General features: G+C 68.2%; 18 protein-coding genes and 1 pseudogene. 11 read left to right on the top strand and 8 right to left on the bottom strand.

What is annotated here, in order from left to right; translation table 11 throughout:
* Positions 1–35 precede the first annotated feature (35 nt).
* From VAPA_RS13170 to VAPA_RS13125, 10 genes are all read left to right on the top strand, one after another.
* Entirely contained in the window at positions 36–701 is a 666-nt protein-coding gene (locus VAPA_RS13170) for an amino acid ABC transporter permease (protein ID WP_021007268.1), read from the top strand.
* 16 nt (positions 702–717) lie between these two features.
* A complete protein-coding gene (locus tag VAPA_RS13165) occupies positions 718–1,377 on the top strand; it encodes an amino acid ABC transporter permease (RefSeq protein ID WP_021007267.1) in 660 nt (219 codons plus the stop codon).
* Positions 1,374–2,159, top strand: a complete 786-nt coding sequence (locus VAPA_RS13160) for an amino acid ABC transporter ATP-binding protein (protein ID WP_021007266.1) — start codon at positions 1,374–1,376, stop codon at positions 2,157–2,159. Before VAPA_RS13165 ends, VAPA_RS13160 begins: the two co-directional genes overlap by 4 nt.
* A 44-nt stretch (positions 2,160–2,203) precedes the next feature.
* On the top strand, positions 2,204–3,415 hold the full coding sequence (gene manD / locus VAPA_RS13155; RefSeq protein ID WP_021007265.1) for a D-mannonate dehydratase ManD: 1,212 nt from the start codon (positions 2,204–2,206) through the stop codon (positions 3,413–3,415).
* Positions 3,416–3,420: 5 nt separating this feature from the next.
* The gene (locus VAPA_RS13150) at positions 3,421–4,938 is read left to right on the top strand and encodes a mannitol dehydrogenase family protein (RefSeq protein WP_021007264.1); all 1,518 of its coding nucleotides are present in this window, start codon (positions 3,421–3,423) and stop codon (positions 4,936–4,938) included.
* 38 nt (positions 4,939–4,976) lie between these two features.
* Positions 4,977–5,471, top strand: a complete 495-nt coding sequence (locus VAPA_RS13145) for a hypothetical protein (protein WP_021007263.1) — start codon at positions 4,977–4,979, stop codon at positions 5,469–5,471.
* A gap of 59 nt (positions 5,472–5,530) precedes the next feature.
* Positions 5,531–5,893 (top strand): GIY-YIG nuclease family protein, encoded by a 363-nt coding sequence (locus tag VAPA_RS13140; RefSeq protein WP_021007262.1) that lies wholly within the window; start codon positions 5,531–5,533, stop codon positions 5,891–5,893.
* Complete coding sequence (locus tag VAPA_RS13135) at positions 5,890–6,327, top strand: MarR family winged helix-turn-helix transcriptional regulator (protein ID WP_021007261.1); 438 nt, start codon at positions 5,890–5,892, stop codon at positions 6,325–6,327. The genes VAPA_RS13140 and VAPA_RS13135 overlap by 4 nt, the downstream gene beginning before the upstream one ends.
* Before the next feature lie 63 nt (positions 6,328–6,390).
* Entirely contained in the window at positions 6,391–6,963 is a 573-nt protein-coding gene (locus tag VAPA_RS13130; protein WP_021007260.1) for a DUF2239 family protein, read from the top strand.
* A complete protein-coding gene (locus VAPA_RS13125; protein ID WP_021007259.1) occupies positions 6,960–8,387 on the top strand; it encodes an MATE family efflux transporter in 1,428 nt (475 codons plus the stop codon). The genes VAPA_RS13130 and VAPA_RS13125 overlap by 4 nt, the downstream gene beginning before the upstream one ends.
* 13 nt (positions 8,388–8,400) lie before the next feature.
* On the opposite strand, the gene VAPA_RS13120 is transcribed toward VAPA_RS13125, so the two are convergent.
* The 3 genes and pseudogenes from VAPA_RS13120 to VAPA_RS13110 form a co-directional block, all read right to left on the bottom strand.
* Positions 8,401–8,877, bottom strand: a complete 477-nt coding sequence (locus VAPA_RS13120) for a VOC family protein (protein WP_041946442.1) — start codon at positions 8,875–8,877, stop codon at positions 8,401–8,403.
* Between the two features lie 99 nt (positions 8,878–8,976).
* Positions 8,977–9,645 (bottom strand): annotated as a pseudogene (locus tag VAPA_RS35160) (sensor histidine kinase); the annotation flags it as partial.
* A gap of 668 nt (positions 9,646–10,313) precedes the next feature.
* On the bottom strand, positions 10,314–10,970 hold the full coding sequence (locus tag VAPA_RS13110) for a response regulator (RefSeq protein ID WP_021007257.1): 657 nt from the start codon (positions 10,968–10,970) through the stop codon (positions 10,314–10,316).
* Positions 10,971–11,078: 108 nt separating this feature from the next.
* Here VAPA_RS13110 and VAPA_RS13105 point away from each other — a divergent pair, with 108 nt between their 5' ends.
* Complete coding sequence (locus VAPA_RS13105; RefSeq protein WP_021007256.1) at positions 11,079–13,145, top strand: S9 family peptidase; 2,067 nt, start codon at positions 11,079–11,081, stop codon at positions 13,143–13,145.
* Between the two features lie 32 nt (positions 13,146–13,177).
* On the opposite strand, the gene VAPA_RS13100 is transcribed toward VAPA_RS13105, so the two are convergent.
* From VAPA_RS13100 to VAPA_RS13080, 5 genes are all read right to left on the bottom strand, one after another.
* Complete coding sequence (locus tag VAPA_RS13100) at positions 13,178–14,779, bottom strand: MFS transporter (RefSeq protein ID WP_021007255.1); 1,602 nt, start codon at positions 14,777–14,779, stop codon at positions 13,178–13,180.
* Between the two features lie 70 nt (positions 14,780–14,849).
* Complete coding sequence (locus VAPA_RS13095; protein ID WP_021007254.1) at positions 14,850–15,482, bottom strand: PqiC family protein; 633 nt, start codon at positions 15,480–15,482, stop codon at positions 14,850–14,852.
* Entirely contained in the window at positions 15,479–17,122 is a 1,644-nt protein-coding gene (locus VAPA_RS13090) for a PqiB family protein (RefSeq protein WP_021007253.1), read from the bottom strand. Before VAPA_RS13090 ends, VAPA_RS13095 begins: the two co-directional genes overlap by 4 nt.
* Positions 17,119–17,829 (bottom strand): paraquat-inducible protein A, encoded by a 711-nt coding sequence (locus VAPA_RS13085; protein ID WP_021007252.1) that lies wholly within the window; start codon positions 17,827–17,829, stop codon positions 17,119–17,121. The genes VAPA_RS13090 and VAPA_RS13085 overlap by 4 nt, the downstream gene beginning before the upstream one ends.
* Positions 17,826–18,458, bottom strand: a complete 633-nt coding sequence (locus tag VAPA_RS13080; RefSeq protein ID WP_021007251.1) for a paraquat-inducible protein A — start codon at positions 18,456–18,458, stop codon at positions 17,826–17,828. Before VAPA_RS13080 ends, VAPA_RS13085 begins: the two co-directional genes overlap by 4 nt.
* Between the last annotated feature and the right edge of the window lie 20 nt (positions 18,459–18,478).

The following is an 18,478-nucleotide window of genomic DNA, read 5'->3' as shown; positions in this document are numbered from 1 at the left end:
GATCCTGCCGCCCTTCCCTCTCTCGCGGAGCTTCCATGGAATTCGACTTTTCCCCGATTGCCGACAACTGGCGCTTCTTCGCCGGCGGCCTGGGCGTCACGGTCGCGCTCAGCCTCATCAGCGCGGTCACCAGCATCCTCGCGGGCCTGGCGATCGCGCTGCTGCGGCTGTATGGCCCCGGCTGGCTGCGCCCGCTGCTCGTGTTCTACATCGACTCCATGCGCGCCATTCCGGTGCTGGTGGTGCTGGTGTGGATGTACTTTGCGTTCCCGCTGTTCGTGGGCTTCACCTTCGCGCCGTTCTGGGCCGCGGTGATCGCGCTGACGCTGCACATCGCGGCCTATGCGGCCGAGGTGATCCGCGCGGGCATCGAGTCCATCCGGCCGGGCCAGACGCGCGCCGCATTGGCGCTGGGCATGTCGCGCGCACAGCTGCTGCGCAAGGTGCTGCTGCCGCAGGCCACCATCCGCATGCTGCCGGCCTTCGGCTCGATCCTCACCATCGCCATCAAGGACACCGCCATTGCCACGGTGATTGCCGTGCCCGAGCTGATGCATCGCGCCGAGACCGTCGCAGGCCAGAGCTACCGGCCGGTGGAAGTGTTCACCGCGGTGATGGTGGCGTACTTCGCGATCCTGTTCCCGGTCACGCGCGGCATCGACAGGCTGTACCACCGCGTCGCGCACCTGGGGCGTTCATGATGAAGAGGGCCACCCCATGACTTTCGACTGGTCCGTGATCTGGACGCACCGCCAGGCCTTGCTCGAAGGCGCGGCGCTCACCGTGGGGCTGACGGTGCTGACCATGCTGCTGGCCGTGCCGGGCGGCATCATGCTGGCGCTGATGCGGCTGTCGTCGAACAGGCTGCTGCAGTCCGCCTCGCTCGCCTTCGTGGAGTTCTTCCGCAACCTGCCGCTGATCCTGGTGATCTACTGGGTCTTCTACGTGATGCCGATGGCGGTCGAGTTCCAGCTCTCCCCGCTCGTCACCGCACTGGTGGCCCTGGTGCTCAACATCTCGGCCTACAACGCCGAGACCTTCCGCGCCGGCATCAACTCCATCCGCAAGGGGCAACTGGAGGCGGCGCTCGCCATGGGCATGTCGCGCCGCCAGGCCATGTTCAAGGTGGTCATCCCGCAGGCGGGGCGCCGCATCCTGCCCGTGATCGCGAGCACCTGGGTCTCGCTCTTCAAGGACACCTCGCTGGTGTCCGTCATCGCCGTGAGCGAACTGGCCTATTCGGCGATGCAGATCCGCGCGCAGACCTTCCGCGTGCTGGAGATGCTCACCGCCATGGCCGTCCTCTACTGGCTGATGGGCTACCCGCAAGCCAAGCTGGTGGACTGGATCCACCGCAAATATGGAGTCAAGGAATGAACAACGACATCGCCCGCGCCCCCGCGCGCAAGAACGCCGACCAGCCGCCGGTGCTGGTCTACGAAGAGGTGCGCAAGCTCTATGGCGACTTCGTGGCGCTCAATGGCGTCTCGCTGCAAGTCCACAAGGGCGAGGTGATGTGCCTGATCGGCCCTTCCGGTTCGGGCAAGTCGACCCTGCTGCGCTGTACCAATGCGCTGGAGACGATCAACGGCGGGCGTGTGCTGATCGACGGCGTGCCGCTGCCCGTGCAGGAGTCGGCGGTGCGCAAGGTGCGCCAGCGCATGGGCATGGTGTTCCAGAGCTTCGAGCTGTTTCCGCACAAGTCCGCGCTCGACAACGTGGCCATGGGCCCCATCACCGTGCTGGGCATGCGCGAGGCCGAGGCCAAGGCGCGCGCCATGGCGCTGCTGGAGAAGGTCGGCCTGTCGGCCAAGGCCGGCAGCTTCCCGGCCAACCTCTCGGGCGGCCAGCAGCAGCGCGTGGCGATCGCGCGCGCCCTGGCCATGGAGCCGGAGGTGATGCTGTTCGACGAACCCACCTCCGCGCTCGACCCCGAGACGGTGGGCGAAGTGCTCAGCGTGATGCAGAAGCTCGCGCAGGAGGGCATGACGATGATCGTGGTCACGCATGAAATGGGCTTTGCGCGGCGCGTGGCCGACTGGGTGGTGGTGTTCGAGTCCGGCGCCATCATCGAACAGGGCCCGCCGGCGCAGATCTTCGAGCAACCCACCGTGGAACGCACCCGCGACTTCCTCGGCCACCTCGGCTGGAACGGCTGACGAACGAACCAACGAATGCCGCCGCCATCTTTCTCGCTTCCATCATGAAAATAACCAACGCCCGCGTCATCGTCTGCAGCCCCGGCCGCAACTTCGTCACCCTCAAGATCGAAACCGACGAAGGCCTGACCGGCATCGGCGACGCCACGCTCAACGGGCGCGAACTCTCCGTGGCCGCCTACCTCACCGAGCACGTCATCCCCTGCCTGATCGGCCGCGATGCGCACCAGATCGAGGACATCTGGCAGTACCTCTACAAGGGCGCCTACTGGCGCCGCGGCCCGGTCACCATGACCGCCATCGCCGCGGTCGACACAGCCCTGTGGGACATCAAGGCCAAGGCGGCCGGCCTGCCGCTGTACCAGCTGCTGGGCGGCAAGAGCCGCACCGGCGTGATGGTCTACGGCCATGCCAACGGCAGCGACATCGAGCACACGGTGGACGAGGTGCTGCGCTATGCGGACGCCGGCTACAAAGCCATCCGCGCGCAAAGCGGCGTGCCGGGCCTGGAGAAGGTCTACGGCGTCGGCAAGGGCACGCTGTTCTACGAACCGGCCGATGCCGACCTGCCCTCCGAGCACGACTGGTCCACCGAGAAGTACCTGCGCCACACGCCCAAGCTGTTCGAGCGCATCCGCGAGAAGCTCGGCTTCGAGCACCACCTGCTGCATGACGTGCACCACCGCCTGACGCCGATCGAGGCGGGACGCCTGGGCAAGGCGCTGGAGCCCTTCAACCTTTTCTGGATGGAGGACGCGACGCCGGCCGAGAACCAGGAAGCCTTCCGCCTGATTCGCCAGCACACCACCACGCCGCTGGCGGTGGGCGAGATCTTCAACTCCATCTGGGACTGCAAGGAGCTGATCGAGAACCAGCTGATCGACTACGTGCGCGCCACCGTGGTCCATGCCGGCGGCATCACGCACCTGCGCCGCATCGCCGACCTGGCCTCGCTCTACCAGGTGCGCACCGGCTGCCACGGCGCCACCGATCTGTCGCCGGTGTGCATGGGTGCAGCGCTGCACTTCGACCTGTGGGTGCCGAACTTCGGCATCCAGGAGTACATGCGCCACACCGAGGAAACTGACGCCGTGTTCCCGCACGCCTACACCTTCGACCAGGGCATGCTCTACCCCGGCGACGTGCCCGGCCACGGCGTGGAGATCGACGAGGCGCTGGCCGCGAGGTACCCCTACAAGCGCGCCTACCTGCCGGTGAACCGCCAGCAGCACGACGGCACGCTGTGGAACTGGTGAGCGTCATGTCCAGGCTGAATGCCGAGACGCTGGCCGCGCTGCCACCCGCGGTCGCGCGCCCTGCCTACGACCGCGCCGCACTCGAGGCCGGCATCGTCCACCTGGGTGTCGGCGCGTTCCAGCGCGGGCACCTGGCCGCCGTCAACGAAGCGGCATTGCATGCGAGCGGCGACCTGCGCTGGGGCATCGCCGGCGTGTCGCTGCGCAGCGCCGAAACGCGCGATGCGCTCGCGCCGCAGGACGGTCTCTACACGCTCGCACTGCGCGACGTGGACGACACCGGCATGCCGCGCGCGTCGCTGCAGGTCATCGGCTGCCTGCTCGGCGTGCAGGTCGCGCCCGAGGATCCGGCGGCGGTGCTCGCGCGCATCGCCCATCCCGCCACCCGCATCGTCAGCCTCACCGTCACTGAAAAAGGCTACTGCCACGACCCGGCCACCGGTGCGCTGCGCGCCGAGCATCCCGACGTGCTGCACGACCTCGCGCGCCCCGATGCGCCGCGCGGCACGCTCGGTTTCCTGGTTTCGGGCCTGCGCCTGCGACAGCTGCGCGGCCTCGCGCCGGTGACGCTGCTGTCGCTCGACAACCTGCCATCCAACGGGCACCTGCTGCGCGGCCTCGTGCTGGACTTCGCGCAGCGCGTCGATCCGCAGTTGGCACGCTGGATTGCCGAGCACTGCAGCTTCCCCTGCTCGATGGTGGACCGCATCGTGCCGCGCACCACCGACGCCGACCGCGCACAGGTCAACGCCGCGCTCGGGCTGGAGGACGCCTGGCCGGTGGTCGGCGAACGCTTTCTCGAATGGGTGGTGGAGGATGACTTCGCCGCCGGCCGCCCGGCCTGGGATGCGGGCGGCGCGCGCTTCGTGCCCGACGCGCGCCCCTTCGAGACGCTGAAGCTGCGCATGGTCAACGGCGCGCACTCGGCGCTTGCGTACCTGGGCGCCATGGCCGGCCTCGACACCGTGGATCGCGCCGTCGCCACGCCCGCCCTGCACCGCTACCTCGACCGCCTGATGCGCGAGGAGATCGCACCCACGCTGCCGGCGCTGCCCGGCCTGGACCTCGATGCGTACCGTTGGCGCCTGCTCGAGCGCTTCGCCAACCCGGCGCTCGCGCACCGCACCGCGCAGATCGCAATGGACGGTTCGCAGAAGCTGCCGCAGCGTCTGCTGGGCACGGTGCGCGACCGCCTGGCCGCGGGCGCTTCGATCGACCGCCTCGCTCTGGCCGTCGCGGCCTGGCTGCACTACCTGCGCGGCGTCGACGAACTGGGCCGCCGCCACGAGATCCAGGACCCGCTCGCCGATGCGCTGGCCGAACGCTGCACGGGGGCCGAACGCGCGGCAGCCGCGGCCGAACCGGCGCACGCCGACGAAGCGCGCGTAGCCGTGTTCGCGGCTTTCGCGCCGGTGTTCGGCAACGACCTCGGAAGCAATGCGCACTTCGTCTCGGCCGTGGCCACGCAGCTGCGTGCGCTGCGCGAACTGGGCGTGCACAAGACGCTGGCCGACCAGGCCTGAGCCAGCGCCCATCGGCCCGCGGTCACAATGCCGTGGCCATGCGCTTCTTCATCCGCTTCCTGCGCGCCCTTGCTGCGGCGCTGCTCGTGCCCATCTTGCTGTTCGAGGAATGGGGCTGGGAGCCGCTCGCCGCGCTGGTGCGCCGCCTGGCCCGGCTGCCGCTCTGGGCGCGGCTCGAAGACCGGCTGCGCGAACTGCCGCCGTGGGGTGCACTGCTGGCCTTCCTGCTGCCGGTGCTCATGCTGCTGCCGGTCAAGGTGCTCGCGCTCTTCCTGTTCGGCCGCGGCCATGCCGCAAGCGGCGTGACAGTGCTGGTCGCCGCCAAGCTGATCGGTACCGCCTTCGTCGCGCGCATCTTCCAGCTGGTCGAACCCGCGCTCATGCGCATTCCGCTGTTCGCCCGCTGGTATCCGCGCTGGAAAGCCTGGAAGGACCAGGTGCTGACGCTGGTCCGCGAGAGCCGGCCATGGCGCGTGGTGCGGGCCCTGAACCGCCGGCTCGCACGCGGATGGCGGCGATTGCGCGAGGGGTGAGTGCTTATTTTTACCCGGGTATATTGTGTTTTTAGTTTTGCCCGGGTAATATATGGCGCATGAACATGCCCCAGGAGGCGAGGCGCGCCCTCGCCAGGAAATACAAGGAAACGGTCCGCCCCGCGGGCGTCTTCGCCATCCGCAATACGCTCAGCGGCCGCCTCTACTTGGCCGGCAGTCTCGATGTGGAGGGAGCGATGAACCGCGCCCGCTTCGAACTCGGCTTGCGCTCGCACCGCAACAAGGCGCTGGTGCGCGACTGGGCCGCGCACGGTGCGGCGGACTTCAGCTTCGAGGTGATCGACCGCGTCAAGGAGCGCGACGACCCGGCCTTCGACCGCGCCGCGGAACTCGAAAAACTTCTTGTGCTCTGGCGCGAGGAGCTTCAGTGCCACGGCGACCGGGGCTACGACGCGCCATGAGCATCGATCCGCTGAACTTGTGCCTCACCATCGGCCGTGTCCACGCCAGCCTGAACCTGAAGCTCCAGGAGGAACTGGGCGCCTTCCATGGCCTGAACTACGAAGACTTCACGCTGCTTCATCGGCTGCTGAGCGCCGAAGGCGGCAGCATGCCGGCGGCCGAGCTTGCGCGATCCCTGGGGTTGCCGGTCTCGGCGTTGATTCGCAAAATGGTCCTGCTCGAAAAATCGGGACTGGCCGAACGCACGGCCGGCGCGAATGGGGACGGCCGCCACGCAGCCATTCGCCCCGGCGGCAGAAAACTGATGCAAGCTGCCGTCACGACCGCCGAAGCAATCTGCGCCAATGCGGTGAAATCGCTGGCTCCGCAAAGCCTGCCGCAAATCAACGTTGCGCTCCTTGCGCTTTGCCACGACGACACGCCGTACGACTGAGCGGTTCAACGGGTAGATTACGCACCCGTTTCGACCGCCCTCCGAAGAACAAAGAAATCCGACATGCCATCCGACACGCCACCCGGCAACCTGATAGTTTTTGCCGCCCTCAAGTGCATCGCCCAGGGAAGCACCGCCGACGTGCTCGCACAATTGCGCGTGCGCAAGGACGACACGCCCTATCTCGTGTTCAACGAACAGACTGGTGAACTGCTCGACTTCGACGTGCACAACCGGGCCGGTATCGTGGCGCATGCGGCCAGCGCCGAGACCTCCGAGGAAACCCCGCGCGGCGTGGGCCGCCCCAGGCTCGGCGTGGTCGCGCGCGAAGTCACCCTGCTGCCGCGCCACTGGGACTGGCTCAACCGCCAGCCCGGCGGCGCCTCGGTCGCACTGCGGCGGCTGGTCCAGGAAGCGAGCCGCGTCAACGCCGACCGCGACGCCGTGCGCGCATCGCGCGAAGCGGCCTACCGCTTCATGACCGCGATCGCCGGCGCCCTGCCCGGCTTCGAGGAAGCCACCCGCGCGCTGTTCGCCGGCGAGCGCGAGCGCTTCGATGAACTCGTCGCGGCCTGGCCCGAAGACATCAAGGCGCATCTGCAGCGGCTTTCCGCCGCCGGCTGGAGCGCCGCATGAGCGCGACGCCGACCACAAGCACCGCCGAAGCCAGCGCCGACCCGAGCGGCCTGCGCGGCACGCCGGTGGCGCCGGTGGGCGCACCGCGCACGCTGTGGAAGACCTTCCTGTTCTTCCTTGCGCCGATGTTGCTCAGCAACATCCTGCAGTCGATGTCCGGCACCATCAACAACATCTACATCGGCCAGATGATCGGCGTCGGCGCGCTGGCGGCCGTGTCGAGCTTCTTCCCGGTGATGTTCTTCTTCATCGCCTTCGTCATCGGCCTGGGCGCCGGCGCCTCGGTGCTGATCGGCCAGGCCTGGGGCGCGCGCGACGCCGCCAAGGCCAAGGCCATCGCGGGCACCGCGCTGTCGGTCGGCATCCTGCTCGGGCTGGCGGTGGCCGTGTTCGGCGGCGCCTTCACAGCGCCGCTGCTGGCCTTCCTGGGCACGCCGCCCGACGTGCTGGCCGACTCCACGCGCTATGCGCGCATCATGCTGATCGCAATGCCGGGGCTGTTCGTGTTCCTGCTCTCCACCGCCATGCTGCGCGGTGTCGGCGACACGGTCACTCCCCTGCTCACGCTGCTGATCTCCACCGGAACCGGCCTCGTGGTCACGCCCGCGCTCATCCGCGGCTGGGGCGGCCTGCCGCAACTCGGCGTCGCAAGCGGCGCCTGGGCTTCGGTGCTGGCCTTCGTGGTCGCCACGCTGTGGCTGGGCTGGCGCCTGCGCCGCCGCGGCAGCCCGCTGGCGCCCGATGCGGAATTTATCCGCCACCTGCGCATCGACCCCAAGCTGCTGAAGGCCGTGCTCAAGGTGGGCGTGCCCACGGGCGTGCAGATGATCGTGGTGGCATTGGCCGAGGTGGCGCTGCTCTCGCTGGTCAACAGCTATGGCTCCAGCGCCACCGCCGCCTATGGCGCGGTGAACCAGGTGGTGGCCTATGTGCAGTTCCCGGCCATCTCGATCGCCATCACGGCGTCCATTCTTGGCGCGCAGGCCATCGGCGCGGGCCGCGCCGACCGGCTGGGCGCCATCGCCAGGACCGCGCTGCTGATGAACCTGGTGCTCACGGGCGGGCTGGTGCTGCTGGGCTACCTGTTCTCGCGCCACCTCATGGGCTTCTTCATCACCAGCGCGCCGGTGATCGAGATCGCGCAGACGCTGCTGCACATCATGCTGTGGAGCCTGGTGATCTTCGGCATGGCCTCGGCCATCTCGGGGATCATGCGGGCCAGCGGCTCGGTGCTGGTACCCACGGCCATCTCCATCCTCTGCCTGATTGGCATCGAGGTGCCCGTGGCCTGGTTCATGAGCCACCGCATCGGGCTCAACGGCATCTGGTGGGCCTACCCCGTGACCTTCGGCGCGATGCTGCTGCTGCAGACGGCCTACTACCGGCTGGTGTGGCGCAAGAAGGCGATCCGGCGGCTGGTGTAGCCGGCGCGGCACATCACTCGCCGTCGAAGGCCTTCTGCGCCGCAGCGAGGTCGAGCTTGACCATTTTCATCATCGCCCGCATCGCGCGCGCGGCCTTGGCCGGGTCCTTGTCCTGGAACATCCGGATCATCGCCATGGGCGCGACCTGCCACGACACGCCGTAGCGGTCGGTGAGCCAGCCGCACTGCACCGGCTGGCCGCCGCCCTCGAGCAGCCTGTCCCAGTAGTGGTCCACTTCGGCCTGTGTCTCGCACTGCACGAGCATCGAGATCGCCGGCGTGAACTTGTACTCCGGCCCGCCGTTGAGCACCATGAACGCTTGCCCGTCGAGCTCGAAGGTGGCGGTCAGCAGCGACCCCTTGAGGCTCGGATTGGTGTCGCCCCAGAACAGCCTGTCGGTGACGCGCGAGTTAGGAAAAATCGAACTGTAGAACTTGAGCGCGTCTTCGCCATTGCCGTCGAACCAGAGGCAGGGAACGATCTTCTGCATGGAAATCTCCTGAGTCTTTGATAATGAACCTGAAGGTTCAGTATCCAGGCGATGCGAGGTGCTTGTCAACCCTTCGGGCTCGCCGTGCAGTACGACGCGGAACCCCACGCCCTGGTTCAAAAGGCCCTCGGTCACTTCCACCCTGCCCCCCATGCGGCCGGCAGCCTGCCTGACGATGGCAAGGCCCAGGCCCGAACCGCTCGCTTCGTGTCCCGATCCGCGATAGAAGCGCTCGAACACCTGTTCATGCTCCGCCGCCGGAATACCGGGACCGTCGTCGGCCACCGTGAGCACCAAGCCTGCCGGGTCTTCGGTGCGAAGCGTCACGGTCACCTGCGCACCGCCATGCACATACTGAACCGCGTTGTTGAGCAGGTTCTCCAATATCGACTGGAACGCCGGCACGTCGATCGGCACGTTCAGGTTGTCCGGCGCATCGAATGTCAACTCGACGCCGCGCGCCATGGCCCGCGGCGCTGCCTGCGCGAGGATCTCGCGGGCCAGCTGCGCAACGTCGACGTGCTTCGGCACCGCGGGCTGGGCATCGTCCAGCAGCGCAAGATCGAGCAGCTGCTGCGTCAAGTGCGAGGCCCGCGCAATCGCCTGCTCCAGATGAGCCTGCGCGCGGCCGCGGCTCTCGCTGTTGTCCGCGCCCGCCAGCGCATGCGCCTGCGCCGCGATGACCGCCATCGGCGTTCGCAGTTCGTGCGCGGCGTCGTGCACGAACGCGCGCTCGCGCGCTACCTTGTCGCGCAACTGCTGCAGCATGCGCTCGATTGCGGACGTCAGCGGCCTGAGTTCCGCATAGGGCGGATCGACGCCAAGCGGCGAAAGGTCGGATGCCTTTCGATGCCCGATGCCGTCGGCCAGGCGGCGCAACGGCCGCAATCCGTGCTTCACCGCAAACCAGACCGGCAGCAGCACGATAGGAAAGGCGAGCAGCAGGTAGGGCAGCACGCTGCGCGTGTTGTTGGGCAGCACCTTGACGAACGTGCGCTCGGGCTCTGCAATGCGCAGCGACCAGCGCAGCGTTTCGTCCTGGTACACCCAGTACGGCTCGCCATCGATGTGCTGCGTTGCCACCTTTCGCAACGGCCCCGCCAGGATCTCGCTGCGCAGTTCCGGCGACGAATGAATCAGCTTTCCCCCGCGGTCCGACAGCTGGAACCGGAGCGTCCCCGCCGGGTTGCCGCTGATCCGCATGCTCTTGTAGATCGTTTCGGCCGAGGCGATCACGGCGCGCACGCGCGCTTCGTCATCGAGCTGCGAGATCGCTTGCGTCAACGACCTGCCGAGCCGGCTCAACCCCTGGTCGACGGTCAACGACTGCCGGAAGTTGATATACATGTACACCTGCAATGCCAGCAGCACGAAGACGAAGGCCAGCAGCACCGCAAGAAACACACGCTGCACGAGCGAGGGGTGCCACAGCCTGCTCATGACACGAGCATGTAGCCCACGCCGCGCACGGTGTGCACCATGGCACCGCCGATCTTGCGCCGCAGGTTGGACACATGCACCTCCACCGCGGCGAAATCCACCGGATCGCCCAGGGGCTCCAGCTTTTGCGCGAGCACACCCTTGGCAACCACCGCGCCCGGCTCGCGCGCCAGTTCGAGCAGCAGCCGGAATTCGCGCGGCGACAGTTCCAGCGGCTCGCCGTTCAGCGACGCCACGTGTCGGCGCGGTTCGATGGACAGCGTGCCCAGGGTCCACACCTCGCTGGCCTGCCGCGCCGAGCGGCGCAGCACGGCGCGAATGCGCGAAATCAGCTCGGCGGTGGCGAAGGGCTTGATCACGAAATCGTCGGCGCCTCCGTCGAGCCCGGCCAGCCTGTCTTCCACCGCCGATCGGGCGGTGATCACGATGACCGGGAGGCTGCTGCCCTCGCGCCGCCAGCGCGCGAGCAGCTCAAGGCCATTGCCGTCGGGCAGCGACAGGTCGAGCAGCACGCAGTCGAATGCGCTCCCGTCCAGCTCGCGTGGCGCATCCGCCGCCCGCCGGCGCCATTCGCTGCTCAAGCCGTCGACCTTGAGCGCGGCCTGCAGGGCGCGGCCAAGTTCAAGGTCATCTTCGATCAGCAGGATGTGCACCCGGCCATTGTGCGCGACCGAACCTTTGGCATAGCCAAAGGTTACCGCCCGCAGAATCCAGGCGCGGACAAAGCCGCACGCCAGAACATTCACGAGGGACGAAAAAACATGAGAAACATCAGGACCCCCAGCGGTTGGTACGCCGCTCTTGCAGCCAAGTGCAGCGCCGCGGCACTGCTTGCCGGCTGCGCCACCGGCCCCACGCACCCCGCACTGGTGTCGGCGCGGCAGGACAACACGCTCCCGCCTCTCGTGCCGATGCGGCGGTTCGTGGCGAACATCGATGCGGTCAACGGCCACGTTCTCTCGCCCGATGGACAACAGCTTGCATGGGTGCAGGCGGTCGGTACCGATGTGGGACTTGGCGTGCGCAAGACGTCCGATGCAGCCGAGGTCAAAAGCCCCAGCACCCGCACCTTTGCGATCGGCACGCTCGCGCGGCCCTTCGTGTCCGGGCCGACCTACATGTGGCTGCCCGACAGCCGCCACCTGGCCTACCTCAAGGACTTCACGGGCGACGAGAACACGCAGATCTTCGTGCTCGACACCGAGGCTCCGGGCGCCAGGCCCTGGGCCGTCACGCCCTGGCCGGGCGTGCGCTCGGCCATGCTGGGATGGGGCGCGCCGGGCAGTGCCACCTTCCTGTTCGCGAACAATCAGCGGGACCGCTCCAGCATGGATCTTTTCGAAGGCGATGCCCGCACGCGCACCGTGCGCGAAATTGCGCGCAGCGAGCCCGACAGCCGCGTGCTGGCCTGGTTCATCGACACCCGGCGCGAACTCGCGGGCCGCATGCGGCAGCTCGGAAGCGCGGACGGCTCCGACCGGCTTCTGGAACTGCGCCAGCCCGACGGTAGCTGGCGCGCCTTCAGAACGGTGAGAGCATTCGATTCCTTCTGGCCGCAGCGCGTCGATCTCGGCGCTGGGCGGCTCTGGGCATTGACGAATGTGGGACGCGACAAGCTTGCGCTGGTCGAGGTCGATCTCGCCAACGGCACGGAGAAGCTGCTCGCGGAAGATGCCGAGGTCGACCTTGACTACGGCGTGTTCCCGCCGCAGCAGGGAGCGCCGCTGGCGTATGTTTCCGAACCTAGCCGTCCCCGCATCTCCTATCTCGACACCGCACTGGCCAGCGAAGTGGCCGGCGCCGAGAAGACGGCCCGGGAGCGCGGCTGGCTGGAGGCCGAACCCGTCATCACGCGGCCCGCTAGCATGGCCAACGATGTGCGCCGCATCGTGCTGCGCTCGACCACCGAGAACGAACGCGTCGAACTGCTGCTGGACCGCGCGAGCGGTCAGCTCACACGCCTCACGCCGCCGCGCGAGCCGACGGCCAACCTCTTCTCGCCCATGGAACCCTTCTCCTTCAAGGCGTCGGATGGTCTCGTGGTGCATGGCTATCTCGTGCGGCCGCTCGGGGTAAAGGGGCCCGCGCCACTGGTGGTCGACATCCACGGCGGCCCCTGGGTCCGCGACTCATGGCAATCTGCGGGCTTTACACCCACTCAGATGCTGGCGAACCGAGGCTATGCCGTCCTCAACGTGAACTACCGCGGCTCTGGCGGCTACGGGCGCGCCTTCATGATGGCGGGCGCGCACGAAACCAGCGGCCGGCTTCAGCGCGACATTGCGGAGGCCGTGCAATGGGCCATCGATCAAGGCGTGGCCGACCCCAAGCGCGTGGCCGTGCTCGGCGGCAGCTTCGGCGGGTTCTCGGTGCTCGCCCAACTGATCCAGAAGCCGCACGACTACCGGTGCGGCATCGACGTGGTGGGCGTAGCCAACTGGCCCCGCGCGATCGAGAACTGGCCGCCCTTCTGGCGCAACCGCCACTATTTCGCACTCTTCTTCGGCGACGTGAACAAACCGGAGGAACGCGCACGCATGCTGCAGGACTCGCCCGTCTCGCAGATCGACCGCATCACCGCGCCGTTGCTGGTGATTCATGGTGCCAACGACGTGCGCGTGCTGCGGCAGGATTCGGACGATGTGGTGGCCACGCTCCAGAAGCTCGGCCGGCCGGTCGAGTACATGAGCTTTCCCGACGAAGGCCACAGCGTGCGCAAGTGGCGCAACCGGCTCGCGCAATGGCGAAAGATCGAAGACACCCTGGCAGTGTGCCTTGGCGGGCGCAGCAACGGGTTCGACTTCTACGAACTGATGCCCCGGCAATAGTCATCACAGCGCCGGGCGCAGCGCGGCTTTTTTCAGCCGTCGGTGCCGTGATCTTTCGCAGCCCCGCCGCCGATCATCCGCCAGGCGCTCAAGGCGCTGAGCACGGCGAGCCCGGCGCTCAGCAGCATCACCCAGCGAAAGCCCGCGACGAAAGATTCGGCCACGGCTTTCTTCAAGGCCGCGGCGGTGGCCGCATCGACGCCCGGCGGCAGTGCGGCGCCGGCCAGCTTGCTGCGCTCGCCCGCGAGAAATGCCGTCGCCTCGGGCGAGGCCCCCATGCCGCGCAGGCTCTCGGCCAGGGTGCCGTCGAAAGCCCAGGCCATGATCACGCCGAACACCGCAATGGCCAGCACCGCGGCCGCGCGCGACACCGCGTTGTTGACGCCCGAGGCCACCCCCGCCTGCTCCGGCCCCACCGCGTTCATCACCGTGGTGGTGAGCGGTGCCACGGTCACGGTCATGCCGAAGCCCAGCACCACCACCGCGGGAAAGAAGCCGCTCCAGTAGCTCGCGCCCACGCCGGGCACCGCGAACAATGCAAAGCCGGCTGCGGCAATCGCTGGACCGATCACCAGCGGCAGCCGCGGACCGAAGCGGTCGACCAACTGGCCGGCCCAGCCCGAGAGCGCGAACATGATGAGGATGAACGGCAGCAGCGCCGCGCCCGCCACGGTGGCCGAGTAGCCCTGCACCTGGATCAAGTTGAGCGGGAAGAAATACAGTCCGCCGCCGAGCGCTGCATACAGCAGCAAGGTCAGCAGGTTGGCACCGCTGAAGTTGCCGATGCGCAGCAGCACGAGCGGCAGCATCGGCGTGTGCGCCATGCGCTCCGCGGCCACGAAGCCTGCGCTGGCCGCAACGCCGATGCCCAGCGCGGCCAGCACCGGGGGCGAGCTCCAGTGCTGCGTGGGCGCCTCGATGAAGGCGTAGACGATGCCGCCGAGGCCGGCGGTGGCCAGCAGCGCGCCGACCAGGTCGAGCCCGCCGCTGGCCGACGATCCGTGGCTCTCGGGCACGTGGCGCCACGCGATCCACAGCACCAGCAGCGCCATCGGCACGTTGATGAGGAAGGCCCAGGTCCACGAGAAGTGATCGACCAGGAAGCCCCCGAGCACCGGCCCCGCGGCCGCAGTGATGCCGCTGAAGCCCGACCAGATGCCGATGGCCTTGCCGCGCTCCTTCTCGGGAAATGCGGCGCTGATGAGCGCCAGGCTGCCGGGCACCAGCAAGGCCCCGCCGATGCCCTGCACCGCGCGCGCGGCAATCAGCTGCTGCACGCTGCCGGAGAGCCCGCAGGCCACCGAAGCGATGGCGAAGATGCCCACGCCGATCGCAAAGATGCGGCGCCGCCCGAAATGGTCGCCGAGCGCGCCGCCCACCAGCAGCAGCGCCGCCAGCAGCAAGGCATAGGACTCGACCACCCATTGCGCCTGGAACGCCGTGGCCCGCAGGTCGGCCTGGATGGCCGGCAGCGCCACGTTGACCACCGTGCCGTCGATGAAGGCCATGCTCGAGCCCACGATGGCCGCGGCCAGCACCCAGGGCTTGGACGCTTCGGGACAGGCGCCCTCCTGCGCACTGGCGCCGTGCAGGATCAGCGTGTCGTCGCAGGGCGCCTTGCCGATCTGTGCCATGGTGACCTCCGATCTATCTGGAAGCAGATGCCGGGATTGCTCCTTCCGCTTCCGGTGGAAGGAGAAAGAATCAGGCCGGGCATGCGGTCACCGCCGGATTCGCGCGCGCTGCACTCACGCTGCGCGCGATGGCCGCGGCCGCCGCGGCAGTGACGCGCTGCGCGCCCTGCGCCACGGCATCGATGCCGCCCGCAACGGCTTCACCCAGGTTCAGCTGGCACGCCATCGTGCGGGGCTCGTCGGAGCGCCGCAGCGTCCAGTTGAAGCCCGCATCCACCCGGCCTCCGTCGACCGCGTCGAACTGGCGCACCTGCACCGCGATGCGCCACACGGGCTGCGAAGACTGGCGGCCGCCCTTGGTGACATCGAGCGCGCCGAGCCGCGCCGCGATGCCGCTGGCCAGCGCATCCTGCAGCTCGTTCTCGAACGACGCGGCCCAGCGGTGCTGCTCGAGCACATCCACCTGCACGCTGCCGTTCGGCCGGCCCACCACCATCTGCGGCCGCGCGAGCCGCTCGGGCACCGCCACCGGTGCCAGCTCGATGTAGAGCGGCGCGGCAGAGCCGAGGGTCGATGGCGCTGCGTCCGCCGCCGCGACCGGGCTGGCCAGCGTGTAGTAGTTGTCGGGCTTGCCCGCGCAGCCTGCGAGGACCATCAGCGCTGCGGCAGTGGCAGCGAGCAGGAACGGTTTTTTCTGCATCATTTCTTGTCGTCCGGTTTGCCGCGCAAGAGCGACTCGGGATGGCGCTCGAGGTAGTCGGTCAGCACGCGCACCGAGCCCGCGGCGCGGGTCAGCTCGCGCAGCGTCTGGCGCATGTCCTGCTGCAGCGGCGAGTCGTCGGCCAGCGTGCGCTCGGCACTGTTGACTGTCTTGCGCACGTCCTTCATGGCGGCGGCCAGTTCGGGCGTCAGGTCGGTGTTGATGCGGTCCACCGCCTGCTCGGTACTGGCCAGCGTCTTGTTGAGCGAGGCGAGCGTGGTGCGCAGGTCGGCCGCGATCTGCTCGTACGGCACCTTGTTGAGCTTGCTTGCGATCTCCTGCACCTGCGACTGGATCTCGTCGAGGCTGTTGGCGATGGTGGGCAGCTCGATTGGGTTCTTCGCCATGTCGATCTTGACGGGCGGCGCCTTGGGGAAGAAGTCGAGCGCCACGTACACCTGCCCGGTCAGCAGGTTGCCGCTGCGCAGCTGCGCGCGCAGGCCCTTCTCGGCCAGGAAGCGCAGCCGCTCCTGCTGGGTGGCGCGCGACTCCACGCCGCTCTCGCCCGCGCGGCGGCGCAGCCGGTCCGGGTAGACCTGTACCAGCACCGGCATGCGGAACTCGCGCTCGGCGCGGTCGAACTCTACGCCGATCGACTTGACCTCGCCGATCACCACGCCGCGGAAATCGACCGGCGCCCCCGGCGCAAGGCCGCGCAGCGACTGGTTGAAATACATCAGCAGCGTCTGCGAAGGACCGTCGGGCTCCTTCATGGCCGCGGTTTCGTCCTGCGCCAGCGTGAAGGCCGTGTTCTCCTTGGCCAGCGGACCCATGGCGTCATCGGGTGCCTGGAACGCGATGCCGCCGAGCAGGATGGTGGCGAGCGACTGCGTGCGCAGCGTGAAGCCGCTGGCGCTCAGCTGCGCGTCGATGCCGCTGGCCTGCCAGAAGCGCGTGTTGACCCCCACGAACTTGTCGTAGGGCGCATTGACGAAGATGCGCAGCGTCACGCCGCGGCCGTCGCCGTCGAGTTCATAGGCCGCCACCTGGCCGACCTTGATGCGCCGGAAATACACCGGCGAGCCCACGTCGAGCGAGCCCACGTCGGTGGCGCGCAGCAGGAACTGCTGGCCCGAGGCATCGCGCGTGACGATGGGCGGCACCTCCAGCCCCTTGAACTCGCTCGCGGTTTCCTTCGACACGCCTGCGTCGGCGCCGATGTAGGCGCCCGACAGCAAGGTGCCCAGGCCCGAGATGCCGGAGGTGTCGAGTCGCGGCCGCACCACCCAGAAGCGCGAATCCTCGGCGGTGAAGCTCTCGGCCTCCTTGCTGAGCTGCACGGTCACCTGCACATGCGACCGGTCGCGCGCGAGCTTCAGGCTCTGCACCGTGCCGATCTGCACGTCCTTGTACTTGACGGCCGTCTTGTTGGCCTCCAGGCCTTCGGCCGTGTTGAAGGTGAGCACGATCTCGGGCCCGCGCTGCATCAGGATCCTGACCACCAGCATCACGCCGACCAGCGCTGCAACGATGGGGATCAGCCAGATCAGCGAGGGCAGCCATTCGCGCCGGCGCACCACGCGCGGCGGAGGAAGCCCCGTCGGGGCCGCAGGGTCGTTGGGTCTGGCTTCTTCGTCACTCATGCTGGCTTCTGTTCCCTGTTGTCGCGTGCCGGTTCCCGGCGTTCCCGTTCGGCGTCCTGCTGCTGCCTGCTGTCCCAGGTGAGCCTGGGGTCGAAGCTCAGCGAGGCCAGCATCGTCAGCACCACCACCGACCCGAATGCCGCAATGCCCACGCCCGCGTTGATGACCGCAAAGCCCTGGATCTGCACCAGCCCGGTGAGCAGCGACACCACGAACACGTCGAGCATCGACCAGCGGCCGATGATCTCGATGATGTGATAGAGCTTGGCCCGCTCGGGCCGGCGCCAGTTGCTGCCGCGCTGCGCCAGCAACGCAAGCAGGATCAATACCGTGAGCTTGAACAGCGGCACCAGGAAGCTCGCAATGAAGATGATGGCCGCGAGCCCGTAGGCGCCCGACACCCAGAAATAGATGACACCGCTCAGGATGGTGTCGTACTGCGCACCGAACAGCGTGCGCGTGATCATCACCGGCAGCAGGTTGGCCGGGATGTACATGATGCATGCCGCGATCAGGAAGGCCCAGGTGCGGCTCAGGCTGTAGGGCTTGCGCGTGTGCAGGTGCGTGCCGCAGCGCCCGCACGGTTCGCCCTCGGCGGCGTGGCGCCAGACGGCATCGCAATGCGGGCAGGCCAGCAGGCCCATCGCGCTGGCCGTTGCCAGCGGCGCTTCGCCGTCGTCCCGGGTCTGGAGCTCGCCTGCGCTCACGCAGCCTCCCCGTCGGGCTCGCCGGGCGGGCGAAAGGTCATTTCCCAGAAGGCATTGGGATTGAACGAGAGCACGGCGGTGAGCATGACCGTGAGCGCCATGAAGGCCCACAGCGCCGGCCCGGCCACCACGCTCGCCATGCTGGAGAGCTTGACGATCGCCACCAGCACGCCGAGCAGGAACACCTCGATCATTCCCCAGGGCCGCAGCATCTGCATGGCGCGCACCAGAATGGCAAAGCCGGCCGGGCGGTACTCGCGGCTGAGCGGCACCAGCAGGTAGGTCAGGATGCACAGCTGCATCAGCGGGAATAGCAGCGTCGTGGCCAGCACCAGCAGCGCCACCACCGACATGCCCTCCCTGCTCAGCACCACGACCGCGCCGGCCAGCGTGGTCTGGCTGCGCAGGCCCTGCAGCTCGATCTCGACGATCGGGAACAGGTTGGCAATGGCGAACATGATCAGGCATGCCACCGTGAGCGGCAGGATGCGGCGGTGCTGGTCGCCCGGGTGGCGGTAGAGCTCGGTGCCGCAGCGGACGCAGCACGACACCTCGCGCGGCTTCAGGGGAGCGCGGCTGAAGACCGCGTCGCAGCCCGGACAAACCACGGTTTCAGGTACTTCCGTCATAGGGGCGTACCCTAACCTAT

It is taken from the genome of Variovorax paradoxus B4 (assembly GCF_000463015.1).
GTDB lineage: Bacteria > Pseudomonadota > Gammaproteobacteria > Burkholderiales > Burkholderiaceae_C > Variovorax > Variovorax paradoxus_E.
Note: the sequence above shows the minus strand (reverse complement) of the source record. Positions and strands in the feature narration are given on the sequence as shown.